The following is a 15945-nucleotide window of genomic DNA, read 5'->3' as shown; positions in this document are numbered from 1 at the left end:
ATATGAACAGCTTCTTGAAAAACTACGGCGGTCCCCTGGCGCTGGCCGGCGCCGCCATCTTCGGCGTGGCGCTGTGGCAGCAGCCGGCGGTATCGGCGGAAGTGGCGGTGGTGATCGCGCCGCCGGCCATCGATGAACCGGCACCCACCGGCCACACAGCCACCGCCATCTTTGCGGGCGGCTGCTTCTGGGGCGTGCAGGGCGTGTTCCAGCATGTCAAAGGCGTCAGCAACGCGGTCTCCGGCTATGCCGGCGGCGACGGCCGCAGCGCCAACTACGACGCCGTGAGCGGCGGCGACACCGGCCACGCGGAAAGCGTGAAGATCACCTACGATCCGGCGCAGATCAGCTACGGCAAGCTGCTGCAGATCTTCTTCTCGGTGGCGCACAATCCCACGGAGCTCAATCGCCAGGGACCGGACAGCGGCACGCAATACCGTTCCGCGATCTTCCCGCAGTCACCGGTGCAGCGCAGCGTGGCGGAAAAGTACATCGCGCAGCTCAACGCCTCGCATGTGTTCAAGAAGCCGCTGGCGACCAGGATCGAAATGGACAAGGCCTTCTACCCCGCCGAGGCCTATCACCAGAACTTCCTGACGCTTAACCCCAACCATCCGTACATCGCCTTCAACGACCTGCCCAAGGTCGAAAACCTGAAGCGTATCGCGCCGGATGTATATCGCGCTGACCCGGTGCTCGTGCGGAAAGGCCTGTAGTACAATTACAGGAAAATACGACACGGCCAAGTGCCATGGATAACAGAGACGACCCCACCCCCGATTCACCGCTGCGGCGCCGGCTGCTGGGCGGTTTGCTGACCGCCGCCGCACCGGCGCTGCCGCTGATACTGCCGTCCAGCGCCAGCGCGGCCGACTCGCCCATCCAAGTGGGCGGCCTGCCCGTCACCTGCAACCTCACGCTGCCGGTGGCCTGCATGGCGAAGGCCGCGGCTATCGGCAAGCCGGGCGCGCTGCCGCGCGGCTTCGAATACAGCAAGTACAACGGCTGGCCCGAGGTGAAAGAGTCCCTGATGACGGGCCGCATCCAGGCCGCGTACATGCTGGCGCCGTTGGTGATGGACCTGGCGGACAAGCGCATCCCGGTGAAGATCGTCTCGCTGGGCCACCGCTCGGGCGCCGTGATCATGGTGCGCACCGATTCCACTTACAAGAAATTCGCCGACCTGCGCGGCAAGCGCATCGCCATCCCGAGCCGCTTCGCGGTGGACTTCCTGTTCCTGCGCAAAATGCTGGCGCGCGAGAAGATGACGCCCAAGGATATCGAGATCATCGAGATGGCGCCGCCGGACATGCCGGCAGCGCTGTATGCCAAGGCGGTGGACGGCTACTGCACCGGCGAGCCTTTCGGCGCCGCAGCGCAGCGCGCCGGTTACGCGCGTCCGCTGGCGATGACGCGCGACGAATGGCGCAACTACATCTGCTGCGTGCTGACGGTGCGCGAAGAACTAATCAAGGAAAACCGCCCGCTGGTGCAGGAGCTGGTCAACTACGTGCAGGCCGCCGGCAGCTGGCTCGATTCCGCGGCCGCCAGCCGCGAGAAGGCCATCACCATCGCCGCCGGCCGCAAGTACTTCAACCAGGACCCGAACGTGCTGCGCTTCGTGATGCAGAATCCGTCCGACCGCGTGACCTACGGCGACCTGCGCATGATACGTTCCGAGTTCGACGAATTGATGCAGCTGTCGATCGAAGCCGGCACCATCAAGCGCCCCATCGCCTACGAATCCTACGTGGACGAGAGCTTCGTCAAGGCCATCAAGCCGGTCGCCATCAGCCTATGAGCAAGATAACGACCGCACTGCTGGCGATGACCATCACCTTCGGCGCGCAGGCGGCCGACACCCTCGGCCTGAAAGCCGGCGTATTCGATCCGCCGCGCATGGCGCCCGACTTCACGGTGCGCGGCTCGGACGGCAAGGAGCTCAAACTGAGCCAGTACCGGGGCAAGCTAGTGCTGCTGGAATTCGGCTACACCTCCTGCGTGGACGTATGCCCGGTGTCGTTGGGGATGCTGGCGGAAGCGCGCCGGCAGATGGGCGCGCAGGCCAGCCAGCTGCAGGTGATCTACGTGACCGTCGATCCCGAGCGCGACACGCCCGAGCGCATGCGCAACTACCTGCGCGCCTTCGACCCGACCTTCATCGGCGCCACCGGCACGCCGCAGCAGATGGCGCGCGTGCGCCAGGACTACGGCATCACCGCCACCCGGAAAATGATCGACGGCAGCAAGACCGATTACACCATCGGCCATTCCTCGTACCTGTACTTCGTCGACCGCAAGGGCAGCCTGCGTGCGCTGCTGCCGTTCGGACGCACCGCCGCTGACGTGGTGCACGACGCCACGCTGCTGTTGAAGAATTGAAGACGCGGCGTCTCCACAAATTCCTCGCACCGGGCCTGGCCATGGCAGGAGTAGCGCTGTGCGCTTGGGCCGCGCTGGCGCCCATCGCCCTGCCCTCGCGCGACGAGCTGTTTGAAATCCCCAACGGCACGTGGGCGCGCCGCATGGCCGGCGATAAGGTGGAGATCCTGCCGTCCGAAATCCATCTGACGCAGGGCGCGAACGACGTCCTCCTGCTGCGCAACAAGGACAACGTGCCGCAGATTTTCGGACCTGTGCTGATCATGCCGGGCCAGAGTTTCCGGCTGCCGTTTGAAACCGTCTCCGTCAACGACTTCGCCTGCACCGCGCACGCCAGCGGGCAAATGCGGGTGGTGGTCGACGCCATGCCGGCCGTGGGCTGGCAGCGATTGAAGTGGCGCGCCCTGCGCACCTGGGCGCGTGCGCCGCATCTATTCTCAACCTGATTGGACGCCATGGAAAAACTCAAGAAAATCCTGCCGCCGCTGGCGGTGCTGGCCGCGCTGATCGCCCTGTGGTGGATCGTCGTGGTGCAGACCGAAAGCGTGATCTTCCCGACGCCGCTGCAGGTTGTGACAGGCACGCTGGAACTGGCCGAAGACGGCACGCTGTGGGAGCACATCGGCGCATCGCTGTTCAGGGTCGGCACCGGCTTCGGGCTGGCGGCGCTGGTGGCGATTCCGCTCGGCCTGTGGATGGGGCGCGTGGACGGCGCCTACATCACGCTCAATCCCATCTTCCAGATCCTGCGGCCGATATCGCCGATCGCGTGGATACCGCTGGCCATCCTGTGGTTCGGCGTCGGCAACGTCTCGCCGATCTTCCTGATCTTCATCGCCGCCGTGTTCCCGATGATCGTGCAGACCGCGTCCGGCGTGCACACCATCGAGCGGCGCTACCTGCGGGCGGCCGAGAACTTCGGCGTGTCCAAGACCACCTTGTTCCGGCAGGTGATCATTCCGGCGGTGCTGCCGGAGATTATCGTCGGCATGCGCATCGCGCTGGGCGTCGCGTGGCTGGTGGTGGTGGCGGCCGAGATGATCGCGCTGCGCTCCGGCCTGGGCTACCTGATCATGGACTCGCGCAACGCCGGCAACCGCTATGACCTGGTCATCGCCGGCATGATCATCATCGGCGTCATCGGCCTGATACTGGACGCGGTGATGCGCAAACTCGAAGGCCTCAAATCGGTAAGGTGGCGCTATGGACGCTAAGATCGTCGTCAAGGAAATCAAGAAGAGCTTCAAGGAGCTGCCGGTGGTCGGCGGCGTATCGCTCGACGTGAAGGATGGCGAATTCGTCGCCATCGTCGGGCCATCGGGCTGCGGCAAATCGACGCTGATGAAGATCATCGCCGGCTTCGAGCAGCCCAGCGAAGGCGAGGTGCGGATCGACGGCACGGTGCGGCGCGGGCCGAACCCAAAGGGCATCGCGATCTCGCAGCATGGCTCGGTATTCCCGTGGTTGACGGTGCAGCAGAACCTGATGTTCGGCCTGACCGGCAACGGCCACGGCGACAAATCGGCGCTGGCCGATCACTACGCGGAGATGGTGGGGCTGAAGGGCTTCGAGAACAGCTATCCGCACGAGCTGTCGGGCGGGATGTTGAAGCGGGTGGAGCTGGCGCGGGCGTTTGTCGTCAAGCCGGAGATCCTGTACATGGACGAGCCCTTCTCCGCGCTGGACGCGTTGATGAACCTGAAGATGCGTACCGAACTGCTGCGCATCCTGGCCGAAGAGCGCCACACGGTCATCCTGATCACGCACGATGTGGAAGAAGCGCTGTTCATGGCGGACCGCATCCTGGTGCTATCGCCGAGGCCGACACGGATCCAGGCGACGTTCGAAGTGCCGCATCCCCATCCGCGCAAGCTGTCCCATCCCGAATTCCAGGAAATGAAAGACCAAATCCTGCGCGAACTCGGCGTGACCATCTGACCCGCCACGGCTGCCACATCGCCGCAGGCAAAATAAAGCAATATGACAATTGGTTAGATTTGCATTATTTCGCAGATCTATAATTGGAACGACATTCAATTTCCGGAGCACGTATGGCCAGAGATCCCGTTCCCGCCGTTGCCCCGCCGCCTGAAACGCGTCATCCCACGGTCGACTTTGCCATACGGGGCTCGCCGCAGCAGCTCCGGGAGGAGCAGAGACGCCGCGACAAGGAGGCTCAAGCTTATGTGCAACGGCATTTTGCTGAGACCGGCTACCTACCCAAGGAATACGAAATACGACGGGCGTCGGATCCCGAATTCAACCGGGCGGAACAGGCCGAAGGGCGAGCCGCGCTGCAAGAGGCGCTGACTCGGTTGAAGCTATGGGAGGCGCATTGGCGCGACGTCTATCAGTACAACGTCCTGAGCAGCGAGCAGGCGACAAGCTGGCAGGCGACATGGAACCGTGAAACCATCATCGGCATGCTCGGCGGCACCCTCAACTCCGTCAAGACACTGCCGGAGGAGTATCAGCTAAAGAAGTTGATCAAGGACGGGGCCAAAAAGAATAAGGATGTGTCGGCGCACAGAACCGCTCTGCGTGGCTTGCAGGGCGCGATCGACGCGCACCTCCGGGAAGCGCAGCGGGAGATTGACGCGCTGATCGACAACGTGATCAATCCGCTGGTCATGCCCAGCGAGACAGCGGCTCAGGTCGTCCGCTTCCTGGTGCGCTTCAATGTCATCGATGTCAACCTGATCAAGCGGTTGTCGGAACTGGTGAGCGCAAAAGCGCTGTGGTTCTCGTCGTTGACGCCGCTCGCGCTGCGCCCTGGGCCGGAGGCCAACGAGGAGGGCAAGCTGGCGCCGGATTATGTGGGCCATGAGCTGGTTGGCGATAACTTCCGCGTCGAGGGCATCAAGCGCGCCATTCCCAATGAATTCATCCAGATCCGCGGCCAAAAACCAAGAGCCAAGACCAGGCTGGTATTAGAGCCGCGCACGGCGAACGTCAAAGACCAGCGTGACACCCAGAGCGGCATCAACACCATCGTTAAAGGGGTCAAGGGAAAATATGGCAAATACAAGCGCACACAGGGCAGCAACCGCCTGGTCGTTACGGTGGATATCACCGACCTGCCGTGGGCACTTGAAGAACCTTACTTAGGCACTATCCTGACACTCATCGCGGCCATCCCCACGCCGGACGGACCGGCAGCGTTCGAGGTCTACTTTATCGTCGGCGGCCGTCCGCGCAAAGTCTGGCCGCCGAGTTAAGAGACCGCCAGGGAGACGCTGGGTGGGAATTGCGGGGCGCGACGGTGCAGTGTGGCTTGCTCGTAGCTGTAGGCCATGCGGATCAGCATCGCTTCGCTGTATGCTGCGCCAACGAATGAGAGGCCGACCGGCAGGCCGTGCACATAGCCCGCCGGCACGGTGATGTGCGGGTAGCCGGCCACCGCCGCCGGCGACGAGAAGCTGCCGCCGAAATGGTCGCCGTTGATGAAGTCCGTCAGCCATGCCGGCCCGCCGGTCGGCGCCACCAGCGCGTCGAGCTGGTGCTCGCGCATGACCTGGTCGATGCCTTCGGCGCGCGAGTAGCGCTGGTTGTTGGCCAGCGCGTCGCGGTAGGCCGGCGTGTCGAGGTCGCCCTTGGCCTGCGCCCGTTCCAGGTATTCCTGGCCGAAGTACGGCAGCTCTTGCTGGTGGTGCTTCTGGTTGAAGGCGATGACGTCGGCCATGTTGGCCACCGGCGCGTGCGGCGCGTATTCCTTCAGGTAGGCCGCCAGGTCGGCCTTGAATTCGTACAGCAGCACTTCGGTCTCGCTGTCGCCGTATTTGCTGGTGTTGGGCACTTCGATGTCGACCAGGATCGCGCCCTGCGCCTTCAAGTCCAGCAGCGCTTTCTCGATCACCGCGTCCAGCTCGTCATTGCTGCCGAAGAAGTTGCGCGCCACGCCGATGCGCTTGCCCTGCAAGCCGCCCTTCTCCAGCGCCGCGCGGTAGTCGCCCGCCTTGCCGGCGCCTTCCCGCGTGACAGGATCGCTGGCGTCGACGCCGGTCATCGCGGCCAGCATCAGCGCGGCGTCGGCCACGCTGCGCGCCATCGGGCCGGCGGTGTCCTGCGAGTGCGCGATCGGGATGATGCCGCTGCGGCTGACCAGCCCCAGCGTCGGCTTGATGCCGACCACGCCGCAGATCGAGGCCGGCGAGACGATCGAGCCGTCGGTCTCGGTGCCGACCGCCAGCGTGGCCAGCCCGGCCGCGATCGCCGCGCCCGAGCCGGAACTGGAGCCGCTGCAGTTGCGGTCCAGCGAGTACGGATTCAGGGTCAAGCCGCCGCGCCCGCTCCAGCCGCTGACCGAGTGCGTCGAGCGCATATTGGCCCATTCGCTCAGGTTGGTTTTGCCGATGATGACGGCGCCGGCCGCGCGCAGCCGGGCGGCCACATGCGCGTCGCGCGCGGCGCGCACGCCGTTCAGCGCCAGCGAGCCGGCGGTGGTGCTCATGCGGTCGCCGGTGGCGATGTTGTCTTTGAGGAGGACGGGGATGCCGTGCAGCGGACCACGCACGCGCTTGAGGTTGCGCTCGCGGTCCATCTCCAGCGCGATCTTCAGCGCTTCGGGATTGATTTCAATGATGGCGTTGAGGCGGGGGCCGGACTTGTCGATGGTCTTGATGCGGGCCAGGTATTGCGAGGTCAGCGAGTGAGAGGTCAGCTTGCCGGCCTCCATCATCTGCTGCTGCTCCCACACGCCCGCGTCGAGGATGCCGCCGGGACCGAGCTTGGATGCGGCACCGGCCGGCGCCGCCAGCACCCGGTTGCTGCCAGCCATGGCGCCCGCCGCGACGCCGATACGAACGAATTCCCTGCGATCCATGCCATCCCCGTGAGTAGTTTGAACTGATCACCAATGCGCACTATTTATTGCGTTGCATAAATATATCAGCGTGTTGCCACCTACACCACAAAAATTATTACAAATCAGAAAATAATTACCATTTTCCAATAAAAAAAGCACGCCGGCATGTATTTCACATGCTGGGCGTGCTTTTTAGCAACTAAAATCGATTAGTTACGAACGATACGCTTGTATTCGTTGGTACGGGTGTCGATTTCAATGACGTCGTCCTGGCTCACGAACAGTGGCACTTGCACGGTGTGGCGCTTGGATTCGATGGCGTTTTCGATCTTGGCTTCTTTCAGGACGTTGCCCGAAGTGTTGCCTTTAACGGCTGGTTCCGAGTACACCACTTGACGTGCGATGGTGGTTGGCAGTTCAACCGAAATTGCTTTGCCGTCGTAGAACACGGCTTCGCATTCCATGCCGTCTTTCAGGTAGTTCAGGGCGTCGCCCAGGTTTTCTTCTTCGATTTCGTACTGTTCGTAGTCGGCGTCCATGAAGACGTACAGCGGATCGGCGAAGTACGAGTAGGTCACTGGCTTCTTGTCCAGAACGACCACGTCGAACTTGTCGTCGCCGCGGAAGACGTTTTCCATCGGGGTGTTGGTCAGAAGATTCTTCATCTTCCATTTGTAGGTGAAGCCCGTGCGGCTCGAACCGTTGACGTCGGAGCGCAGAACGATCATAGGCTTGCTGTCAACCATGATGATGTTGCCAACACGAATTTCTTTTGCAGGTTTCATAGAGAGTGTACGTAAAAAGTAGGTTGCGTAAAAATCATCTGTCGCCAGGCGGAACGCCCAAAGCTCACGGTTGATCAGGTAGAGATTAACCCGGCATTATACTTTGTTTTTCCCGCACCGCCTATCTCAGCGTGGCAGCGAAGGCTATCAAATTGGCGGCCAGATCGCCGTTGCCGAGCATTTGCGTTTGCCACACATCCGCGCGCGCGGCCATGGCCGGCATCTCGCGCGCGAAGGCTCGCCACAGCGACGTCCAGTCGCTGCCCTCGCCCGCCGTCGGCGCGCCGTTCCAGCGCAGCGAGAACTCGTCGAGCGCATCGAGCCCGTCGGCGTAGCGCTGCAAAAAGGCGCGCAGTTTTTTGTGGTGCAGGTTCTCGTCCTGCGGGTAGATGTGCCAGACGAATGGCTTGCCCGCCCACTGCGCGCGCACGAAGGAATCCTCGCCGCGCACGAAGTTCAGGTCGCAGGCCCACAGCAACTTGTCGTAGTCCGGCTGCGGCACGAAAGGCAGCACGCGCAGCGTCAGCGCGCCTTGCGTGGCGCTGGCGCCGGCCGGGGCGTCGGCGCCAAGGAAGGCTTGCACCGCCTCGGCAGCCACGCCTTCCGGCACCAGGCAGGTGATCGCCTGGCCGCCCGCGCGCCACACATCCAGCAGCGCCGACACCGGCGCGTGCGGGTAGCAGAACAGCGAGACCTTGGTGGCCGCCATCTCGGCCGGCGTGACGCCGAAGCGCGCCAGGAACCGCGCCATCTCCGCCGGCGAGGATTGAAAGCTGCGGCGCTCCGCATCGAGCTCCGCCTCGCGCAGCAGGCCGCCGGTCTTGTCCGTAAAGCCGGGGAAGAAGAAGTGCTTGGTCAACGGCAGGCGCGGATGCGGCGACGTCAGGCGATGACAGCCTTCGACCCACTCCTCCGCCGTCAAACCCTCCAGGTTGAACCACACCGGACGCGGTTCGCACTGCGCCATCGCCTCGATGTAACCGGGCGGGATATCGACGGCGAAAAATTCGATGACGATGTCGGCCACGTCGGCCGGCGTGAACGCGCCGTCCTGGCTGGCCCAGTGGCGCACGGTGACGCCGTCCAGCTGCTGGCTGGCGGCGCCGGGGTCGACCTCGGGGCAGATGCGGAGGAAGCTGGCCAGGTCGTCGACCCACAGCGTGACGGCCAGGCCGTGCTCGCGCCGCAGCTGGCGCGCCAGGCGCCAGCAGATGCCGATGTCGCCGTAGTTGTCGACTACACGGCAGAACAGGTCGAGGCGGCGGAATGTCGTCATGGCGGATCGAGAAAAAAGAGAGGCTGGATGATACCTGATTAACGCGCAGCGGCCACCAAGAATACCAAAACTTTCATCCGGCTGGCCCGGTCCAATCCCTTCCAGCGCCGGCCCTCAAGCCGCGCTGGCCGACAGCAACCACAACAAGGAGATACCATGAACGAGTACCAACAATACTATGCACAACAACTAGCACCGCAACAGTTCGGCGGCCTGGCGCCGCAAGGCTTCTTTGGCAGTCTGATCGGCGCGCCGCTGGGTGGCTTGATCGGCCGCGGCATCGGCGGCCTGTTCGGCAACTCCCACCTGGGCAGCCAGATCGGCCAGGCGGCCGGCGGCATCGGCGGTTCCTTCCTGCCGCTGGGTGTGGACCCTGTGACCGCAGCCTACGCACAACAAGCACAACAACAGCAACTGCAACAGCTGCAACAAGCACAGCTCGCACCGCAGGGCTGGTTCGGCAACATCATCAAGAGCGTGGCCCAGCCCTTGGGTGGCGCCATCGGCGGCGCGTTCGGTAACGCCGGCCTGGGCAACACCATCGGCGGCATCGCCGGCCAGCTGGGCGGCATGCTGCCGTTCGCGGCCGATCCGGTCACGCAGGCCTATGCGCAGCAGGCGCAGCAACAACAGCAACTGCAACAGCTACAACAACTGCAGCAGCTGCAACAGCTGCAGGCGCAAGGCCTGGCGCCGCAAGGCTGGTTCGGCAACATCATCAAGAGCGTGGCCCAGCCGCTGGGCGGCATGATCGGCGGCGCCTTCGGCCACTCGGGCATCGGCAACACCATCGGCGGCATCGCCGGCCAGCTGGGCGGCATGCTGCCGTTCGCGGCCGACCCGGTGGCGCAGGCCTACGCACAGCAAGCGGCGCAGCAACAACAGCTGCAACAGCTGCAAGGCCTGGCGCCGCAAGGCTGGTTCGGCAACATCATCAAGAGCGTGGCCCAGCCGCTGGGTGGCGCCATCGGCGGCGCGTTCGGTAATTCCGGACTGGGCAACACCATCGGCGGCATCGCGGGCCAGCTGGGCGGCATGCTGCCGTTCGGCGCCGATCCGCTGACGCAGGCCTATGCGCAGCAGCAGGCGCAACTGGCCCAGCTGACGCAACAGGCGCAGCTGGCCAACGCCGCCAACTCGCTGTATGGCGGCCAGACCCTGCATTGATCCACCGCTGCGGCGCTGACCGCGCCGCAGCCCTGCCCTCCGTCGGCGGCGGCCACGGAGGGCGCTGCTCTTTTAAGGAGATCCCCATGACAGAAGCCCAAGCCGCGTCGGCCAACAAGGCCAGGTATCTGATCCATGCCGCCGACAGCGCGCCGCTGGCCGATTTCCTGGCGCTAGCCGACGTCGATCCCGAGATCGACGTGGTCGACGTCATCGGTCCGCGCGACCAGCCGCACACGGCGGTCGTTGAAATCAGTCCCGACAAAGCACGCCTGCTGGAGCTGCATTTCCGCAGCACCGGCAAGCCCTCCCAACAATTGACGATAGAACCGGACCAGCCGCTGTCGCTGTTCGACAGCACGCCGTCCGATCCGATGATGTGAAAGGAAAGTCCATGCCCAGACCAACTAACGACGGCGCCTCGTCGTCGCCGGACCCGACCCTCTCCGGCGGCGACAGCGGTCCCGCCTCCACTGAAAACGCGGGCCGCTCCACGCGCGGCGCGTCCGGCTCCTCCAGCTCCACCGGCGGCGAAACGCGCGCGGCGGCCGACACCGCCGATCCCGGCCGGCGCCCGGCCGATGGCCGCGGCCGCAACGTGGCCGCGCGCAAGAAGCAGTACGTGATCGCGCCGCGCCAGCCCGACGGCCTGCAAGCCATGAGCTTCCAGCCGCTGCAGTTCTCCGCGCTGGAGCAGGCGCTGCGCAGCAGCAACGATATCGAGGTGGTCGACACGGTCGGCCCGAAATCCGTGCTCGGCGCGCTGGCCGACGGCATGGGCGGTTCCCAGGGCGTGCTGGTGGCGCGCATGACGGAACAAAAGGCCGCCGTGCTGCACCAGCAGGGCCAGGGCCGGCTGCTGGTCGAGCACGACCAGCACCTGAACCTGATGGACCCGGCGCTGCGCCAGCCGGCCATGGTGACCGGCGTGATGCCGGCCGGCGGCGGCCCGGTGCTCAACGCCGTCATCAGCGTGACCGGCAAGGATGGCGCGCCGCAGGCCGAGGCCGAGGTGTCGCTGTTCGGCAGCATGCTGCCGGCCAGCGGCGTGACCGACGCCAACGGCCAGGTCACGCTGTCGCTGTATGGCGAAACGCCGGAGTCGGTGCGCGGCCTGTACGTCAAGCCCAAGGCCGACTACTGGAGCTTCTACCAGCGCGATCCCGACATCAGCACCGACGAGCCCAACGTGGTGGTGCTGCGCGCGCTGTCGGACTGGCCGTCGCTGGCCGGCTTCCCGCGCCAGCGCGCCTACGGCTGGGGCCAGAAGGCGATGCGGCTCGACCAGCTGCCCGGCAACTACCGCGGCCAGGGCATCAAGATCGCCATCATCGATTCCGGCGCGGCCACCACGCACGCCAACCTCACCGGCATCAAGGCCGGCTTCGACGTGCTCAACAAGAAGACCAACCCCGAGGGCTGGGACCAGGACACGCTGGGCCACGGCTCGCACTGCGCCGGCGTGATCGCGGCGGCCGACATCGCCTCGGGCATCCGCGGCTTCGCGCCGGACGCCGAGGTCCACGCCTGCAAGCTGTTCCCCGGCGGCCAGATCAGCCAGCTGATCGACGCGCTGGAGTACTGCATCGACAAGCAGATCGACGTGGTCAACCTGAGCCTGGGCGGGGCCGAGGTGTCGGAGGCGCTGGAGCAGCAGATCGTGCGCGCCAAGCGGGCCGGCATCGCCTGCATCGTCGCGGCCGGCAATTCAAGCGGCGCGGTGCAGTATCCGGCCTCGTCGCCCAACGTGCTGGCGGTGGCCGCCGTGGGCAAGCTCGACGAGTTCCCGGCCGACAGCTACCACGCGCAGACGCTGGACCAGAACGTCGACGCCTACGGCTACTTCACGGCCAAGTTCAGCTGCTTCGGGCCGCAGGTGGCGGTGTGCGCGCCAGGCGTGGCGATCACCTCCTGCGTGCCGCCGAATAATTTCGCGGCCTGGGACGGCACCTCGATGGCGACCCCGCACGTGACCGGGCTGGCCGCGCTGACGCTGGCGCACCATCCGGACTTCCAGACGCCGCAGTACAAGGCGCGCGGCGCCGAGCGGGTCGAGCGGCTGTTCCAGCTCATCCGCGCCAGCGCGCACCGCGTCAGCCTGGGCGACCAGAGCCGCACTGGTTTCGGCATGCCGGATGTGCTGGTGGCGGTGGGCTTGCAGAACGCCGCCAGCCAGCAGCCGGCGCAGGCCGTGGCGCCGCAGCAGGCCGGCGTGATGGCGATGCCTGCGCCGCAGCTGGGCGCCAATCTGGGCGGCGCGATCGGCGGCAACATGGGCGGCTTGATGGGCGGCGGCGCGGTCTACGATCCGCTGGGCCTGGACGTGGCGCGCGCGGCGCAGATGGCGGCCTACGGCACGCAATGGCCGCAGCTGCACGTGGGCCGCTTCCCGCTGCCGCAGCCGTACAACCCCATCATGTGGTAGGCCCGGAAATGCAAAAAGCCGCGCGAGGCGGCTTTTTGCATGCTTGCTTCAACTGGCGTCCCCAGGGGGATTCGAACCCCCGTACTCACCGTGAAAGGGTGATGTCCTAGGCCTCTAGACGATGGGGACAGAAATCTGTCCGAGCGCGTATCAACTGCGCTGACCTTGCTGGAAAAATCCTGGCGTCCCCAGGGGGATTCGAACCCCCGTACTCACCGTGAAAGGGTGATGTCCTAGGCCTCTAGACGATGGGGACTTTTCCAAGGCGCGAATCATAGCAGTCAAATTCGCGCTTGGCAATAGCAAACCCTTGTTTTTACAGGAAAAACCGGAAACATAGTCGGGCTTGCAACACGCTTGCAAAGGCCGCAAAAACAAAAAAGCCGCTCAAGGCGGCTTTGCTGTGCTGGCGTCCCCAGGGGGATTCGAACCCCCGTACTCACCGTGAAAGGGTGATGTCCTAGGCCTCTAGACGATGGGGACATGTCGGTGCTTCCTGCGCTAATGGTGGAGGTAAGCGGGATCGAACCGCTGACCTCTTGCATGCCATGCAAGCGCTCTCCCAGCTGAGCTATACCCCCCGGGCGCAGAAAGTCTTCTGTCGTACTACGTTCACTACTCATCAGCCTGGCAAAGCTGGCGTCCCCAGGGGGATTCGAACCCCCGTACTCACCGTGAAAGGGTGATGTCCTAGGCCTCTAGACGATGGGGACCTTGGAACTACGGCACTACGATCGTTATCACTTCCGCGCAGTGGTGGAGGTAAGCGGGATCGAACCGCTGACCTCTTGCATGCCATGCAAGCGCTCTCCCAGCTGAGCTATACCCCCCGGGCGCAGAAATAATAAAAGCCGCTTGCGCGACTTTTGTTCTCACTACTTGTATCTATCCAGCGTAACGCCAAACATCAAACAATCAGTACAAACAACGTCAACTACAACATCTACAACTTGGCGTCCCCAGGGGGATTCGAACCCCCGTACTCACCGTGAAAGGGTGATGTCCTAGGCCTCTAGACGATGGGGACTGCGAACAACCAATTCTGCAACGTGGTGGAGGTAAGCGGGATCGAACCGCTGACCTCTTGCATGCCATGCAAGCGCTCTCCCAGCTGAGCTATACCCCCGTTTGCTGCAGAAACAAGAGTATAGCAAAGAAGCTGCACTATGCAAATACCCTTTTGCAACTTTGCTCAGGATTCAATTCAGAATCACAGAAATTTCGCCAGGCGCGCAACAATGGCCTCGCGGCCGAAGATCTGCAACACCGCATCGATGGCCGGCGTTTGCAACTGGCCGGTGACGATCAGGCGCAGCGGCATGGCCATCTGCGGCATCTTCAGGCCGTTGGCGGCCAATACTTCCTTGATCATCGCGGCCAGCGCTTCCTTGGTCCACTCCACCGTGGCGCAACGCTCGGCAAACTGCGCCAGCGCCGGCTTGACGGCGTCGGTCAGGTGCTGGGTCATCAGCGCGGCGTCCGGCTGCGGCGCGCGGTAGAACAGCATGGCCGCGTCGGCCAGTTCGTTGACGGTGTTGACGCGCTCCTTCATCAGCGCCAGCACGGCCGGCAACGCAGGCGCGCCGTCGAACACGGCGCCAGCGGCCAGCATGCGCGGCTGCGCCAGCGCGGCCAGGCGTTCGTTGTCGGCCTGCTTGATGTAGTGGTTGTTGAGCCAGTTCAGCTTTTCAATGTTGAACTGCGCGGCCGAGTTGGACAGGTGGGTGCCGTCGAACCACGCGCACACCTGCTCCATCGAGAACACCTCGTCGTCGCCGTGGCTCCAGCCCAGGCGCGCCAGGTAGTTCAGGATCGCTTCCGGCAGATAGCCCTGCGCCGGATAGTCCATGACATTGACCGCGTCCTTACGCTTGGACATTTTCTGGCCATCGGCGCCCAGGATCATCGGCAGGTGGCCGTACAGCGGCAGCGGCGCACCGATCGCGCGCAGGATATTGATCTGGCGTGGCGTGTTGTTGACGTGGTCGTCGCCGCGCAGCACGTGGCTGATCTGCATGTCCCAGTCGTCGACCGCCACGCAGAAGTTATAGGTCGGCGTGCCGTCCGGGCGCGCGATGACCAGGTCGTCCAGTTCCTTGTTGCCGATGGTGATAGTGCCCTTGACGAAATCGTCCCAGGTCACCTCGCCGTCCAGCGGGTTCTTGAAACGCACGACCGGCTTGCGGCCTTCAGGAATGGCTGGCAGCGTCTTGCCCGGCTCCGGACGCCAGGTGCCGTCGTAGCGCGGCTTCTCGCCCGCTTCGCGCATGCGCTCGCGCATCGCCTCGACTTCTTCCGGCGACGAGTAGCAATGGTAGGCGGTGCCCGCCTCCAGCATCTGCGCCACCACTTCGCGGTAGCGGTCCATGCGCTGCATCTGGTAGAACGGGCCTTCGTCGTGGCTCAGGCCCAGCCACTCCATGCCTTCGATGATGGCTTGCACCGCCTCCGGGGTCGAACGCTCCAGGTCGGTGTCTTCGATGCGCAGCACGAAGGTGCCGCCGAAGTGACGGGCGTAGGCCCAGGAGTACAGCGCCGTGCGGGCGCCGCCCAGGTGGAGGTAGCCGGTCGGGCTGGGAGCGAAACGGGTGCGGACTGGCTTGGCTGGTGCAGTAGTCATCGAAGTAGGAATGCTTATGTGTAAAAGCCGCTATTTTACCCGCTCCGCGTCCACCTAGGCCACCGAAGCGAAACCGGCGCGGTAAGCCTCCTCTGCATCGGCGCGCGTGTTGATCTCGAAGAGCAGGCCGCCCGGCGCCTCGCAGAAGAAGCGCGAGCCGCGCGCGTGGTAGAAGACTTCGGTCTTCATGACGACGCCCTCCTCCTTGAAGCGGCTGTACAGGACGCGCACATCATCGATGCCCGGCAGCTCAAAGCCCAGATGGAAGTTGTGCGGCCAGTTGACGTCGCGATCTCTGGCGTCTTCGATGACGATGTCGAAGCCCGCACGTTTCAGCACGGCGGTGTCGCCGAAGCGCTCGGCGGTGCAGCCCAGTTGGCGGACAAAAAAGTCCACGGTGGCGGTGACGTCTTTCGATGGGAAGCTGAGGTGATTGAATTTCATGGTGTTTCTCCTGTTGTGAAGACAACAGAATACGGCCCGAAA

General features: G+C 64.2%; 15 protein-coding genes and 8 tRNA genes. 10 read left to right on the top strand and 13 right to left on the bottom strand.

Translation table 11 applies throughout. The features are described 5' to 3' along the window. Positions 1-2: 2 nt before the first annotated feature. From msrA to GTP90_RS17190, 7 genes are all read left to right on the top strand, one after another. A complete protein-coding gene (gene msrA / locus GTP90_RS17220; RefSeq protein ID WP_161084703.1) occupies positions 3-716 on the top strand; it encodes a peptide-methionine (S)-S-oxide reductase MsrA in 714 nt (237 codons plus the stop codon). 35 nt (positions 717-751) lie between these two features. Further along, entirely contained in the window at positions 752-1801 is a 1050-nt protein-coding gene (locus GTP90_RS17215) for an ABC transporter substrate-binding protein (protein ID WP_161084702.1), read from the top strand. Continuing rightward, positions 1798-2382 (top strand): SCO family protein, encoded by a 585-nt coding sequence (locus tag GTP90_RS17210; RefSeq protein ID WP_161084701.1) that lies wholly within the window; start codon positions 1798-1800, stop codon positions 2380-2382. Before GTP90_RS17215 ends, GTP90_RS17210 begins: the two co-directional genes overlap by 4 nt. Positions 2383-2423: 41 nt before the next feature. Beyond that, entirely contained in the window at positions 2424-2828 is a 405-nt protein-coding gene (locus GTP90_RS17205) for a cupredoxin domain-containing protein (protein WP_254451908.1), read from the top strand. 9 nt (positions 2829-2837) lie between these two features. Continuing rightward, the gene (locus GTP90_RS17200) at positions 2838-3596 is read left to right on the top strand and encodes an ABC transporter permease (RefSeq protein ID WP_161084700.1); all 759 of its coding nucleotides are present in this window, start codon (positions 2838-2840) and stop codon (positions 3594-3596) included. Continuing rightward, positions 3586-4320 (top strand): ABC transporter ATP-binding protein, encoded by a 735-nt coding sequence (locus tag GTP90_RS17195; RefSeq protein WP_161084699.1) that lies wholly within the window; start codon positions 3586-3588, stop codon positions 4318-4320. Before GTP90_RS17200 ends, GTP90_RS17195 begins: the two co-directional genes overlap by 11 nt. 113 nt (positions 4321-4433) lie before the next feature. Further along, positions 4434-5600: a hypothetical protein gene (locus GTP90_RS17190; RefSeq protein ID WP_161084698.1), complete on the top strand. Its 1167-nt coding sequence runs from the start codon at positions 4434-4436 to the stop codon at positions 5598-5600. Here the strand turns inward: GTP90_RS17190 and GTP90_RS17185 are convergent. The 3 genes from GTP90_RS17185 to earP all read right to left on the bottom strand — a co-directional run bounded on the left by GTP90_RS17185 (position 5597) and on the right by earP (position 9247). After that, the gene (locus tag GTP90_RS17185) at positions 5597-7204 is read right to left on the bottom strand and encodes an amidase (RefSeq protein ID WP_161084697.1); all 1608 of its coding nucleotides are present in this window, start codon (positions 7202-7204) and stop codon (positions 5597-5599) included. The genes GTP90_RS17190 and GTP90_RS17185 overlap by 4 nt on opposite strands. 191 nt (positions 7205-7395) lie before the next feature. Further along, on the bottom strand, positions 7396-7971 hold the full coding sequence (locus GTP90_RS17180; RefSeq protein ID WP_161084696.1) for an elongation factor P: 576 nt from the start codon (positions 7969-7971) through the stop codon (positions 7396-7398). 121 nt (positions 7972-8092) lie between these two features. Continuing rightward, entirely contained in the window at positions 8093-9247 is a 1155-nt protein-coding gene (earP, locus tag GTP90_RS17175) for an elongation factor P maturation arginine rhamnosyltransferase EarP (protein WP_161084695.1), read from the bottom strand. Positions 9248-9403: 156 nt separating this feature from the next. Here earP and GTP90_RS17170 point away from each other — a divergent pair, with 156 nt between their 5' ends. From GTP90_RS17170 to GTP90_RS17160, 3 genes are all read left to right on the top strand, one after another. Beyond that, the gene (locus tag GTP90_RS17170) at positions 9404-10414 is read left to right on the top strand and encodes a hypothetical protein (protein WP_161084694.1); all 1011 of its coding nucleotides are present in this window, start codon (positions 9404-9406) and stop codon (positions 10412-10414) included. Positions 10415-10500: 86 nt separating this feature from the next. After that, the gene (locus GTP90_RS17165; RefSeq protein ID WP_161084693.1) at positions 10501-10797 is read left to right on the top strand and encodes a hypothetical protein; all 297 of its coding nucleotides are present in this window, start codon (positions 10501-10503) and stop codon (positions 10795-10797) included. Positions 10798-10808: 11 nt separating this feature from the next. Then, positions 10809-12839 carry a S8 family serine peptidase gene (locus GTP90_RS17160; protein WP_161084692.1) on the top strand — a complete coding sequence of 677 codons (2031 nt, stop codon included), beginning with the start codon at positions 10809-10811 and terminating at the stop codon, positions 12837-12839. A 53-nt stretch (positions 12840-12892) separates the two neighbouring features. Here GTP90_RS17160 and GTP90_RS17155 read toward each other — a convergent pair. From GTP90_RS17155 to GTP90_RS17110, 10 genes are all read right to left on the bottom strand, one after another. Then, a tRNA-Glu gene (locus GTP90_RS17155) sits at positions 12893-12968 on the bottom strand. 51 nt (positions 12969-13019) lie between these two features. After that, positions 13020-13095: transfer RNA gene (locus GTP90_RS17150), tRNA-Glu, on the bottom strand. A gap of 151 nt (positions 13096-13246) precedes the next feature. Continuing rightward, positions 13247-13322, bottom strand: a tRNA-Glu gene (locus GTP90_RS17145). Between the two features lie 22 nt (positions 13323-13344). Beyond that, positions 13345-13420 (bottom strand) — tRNA-Ala (locus GTP90_RS17140). A gap of 56 nt (positions 13421-13476) precedes the next feature. Then, positions 13477-13552, bottom strand: a tRNA-Glu gene (locus GTP90_RS17135). A gap of 41 nt (positions 13553-13593) precedes the next feature. Continuing rightward, positions 13594-13669 (bottom strand) — tRNA-Ala (locus GTP90_RS17130). Between the two features lie 121 nt (positions 13670-13790). Then, positions 13791-13866: transfer RNA gene (locus GTP90_RS17125), tRNA-Glu, on the bottom strand. Positions 13867-13889: 23 nt separating this feature from the next. Further along, positions 13890-13965 (bottom strand) — tRNA-Ala (locus GTP90_RS17120). A gap of 84 nt (positions 13966-14049) precedes the next feature. Then, positions 14050-15459 carry a glutamate--tRNA ligase gene (gene gltX, locus GTP90_RS17115; protein ID WP_161084691.1) on the bottom strand — a complete coding sequence of 470 codons (1410 nt, stop codon included), beginning with the start codon at positions 15457-15459 and terminating at the stop codon, positions 14050-14052. Positions 15460-15513: 54 nt separating this feature from the next. Continuing rightward, a complete protein-coding gene (locus GTP90_RS17110) occupies positions 15514-15903 on the bottom strand; it encodes a VOC family protein (protein ID WP_161084690.1) in 390 nt (129 codons plus the stop codon). Positions 15904-15945 lie beyond the last annotated feature (42 nt).

This window comes from Duganella vulcania, assembly GCF_009857655.1.
Classification (GTDB): domain Bacteria; phylum Pseudomonadota; class Gammaproteobacteria; order Burkholderiales; family Burkholderiaceae_D; genus Rugamonas; species Rugamonas vulcania.
This window is presented reverse-complemented; position numbering and strand designations above follow the sequence as displayed.

Coding starts and splice junctions, on each gene's coding strand:
- GTP90_RS17190 (WP_161084698.1), top strand. CDS start 4,434: ATGGCCAGAGATCCCGTTCCCGCCGTTGCCCCGCCGCCTGAAACGCGT.
- GTP90_RS17210 (WP_161084701.1), top strand. CDS start 1,798: ATGAGCAAGATAACGACCGCACTGCTGGCGATGACCATCACCTTCGGC.
- GTP90_RS17180 (WP_161084696.1), bottom strand. CDS start 7,971: ATGAAACCTGCAAAAGAAATTCGTGTTGGCAACATCATCATGGTTGAC.
- GTP90_RS17185 (WP_161084697.1), bottom strand. CDS start 7,204: ATGGATCGCAGGGAATTCGTTCGTATCGGCGTCGCGGCGGGCGCCATG.
- gltX (WP_161084691.1), bottom strand. CDS start 15,459: ATGACTACTGCACCAGCCAAGCCAGTCCGCACCCGTTTCGCTCCCAGC.
- GTP90_RS17195 (WP_161084699.1), top strand. CDS start 3,586: ATGGACGCTAAGATCGTCGTCAAGGAAATCAAGAAGAGCTTCAAGGAG.
- GTP90_RS17110 (WP_161084690.1), bottom strand. CDS start 15,903: ATGAAATTCAATCACCTCAGCTTCCCATCGAAAGACGTCACCGCCACC.
- GTP90_RS17170 (WP_161084694.1), top strand. CDS start 9,404: ATGAACGAGTACCAACAATACTATGCACAACAACTAGCACCGCAACAG.
- msrA (WP_161084703.1), top strand. CDS start 3: ATGAACAGCTTCTTGAAAAACTACGGCGGTCCCCTGGCGCTGGCCGGC.
- GTP90_RS17200 (WP_161084700.1), top strand. CDS start 2,838: ATGGAAAAACTCAAGAAAATCCTGCCGCCGCTGGCGGTGCTGGCCGCG.
- GTP90_RS17160 (WP_161084692.1), top strand. CDS start 10,809: ATGCCCAGACCAACTAACGACGGCGCCTCGTCGTCGCCGGACCCGACC.
- GTP90_RS17205 (WP_254451908.1), top strand. CDS start 2,424: ATGGCAGGAGTAGCGCTGTGCGCTTGGGCCGCGCTGGCGCCCATCGCC.
- GTP90_RS17165 (WP_161084693.1), top strand. CDS start 10,501: ATGACAGAAGCCCAAGCCGCGTCGGCCAACAAGGCCAGGTATCTGATC.
- earP (WP_161084695.1), bottom strand. CDS start 9,247: ATGACGACATTCCGCCGCCTCGACCTGTTCTGCCGTGTAGTCGACAAC.
- GTP90_RS17215 (WP_161084702.1), top strand. CDS start 752: ATGGATAACAGAGACGACCCCACCCCCGATTCACCGCTGCGGCGCCGG.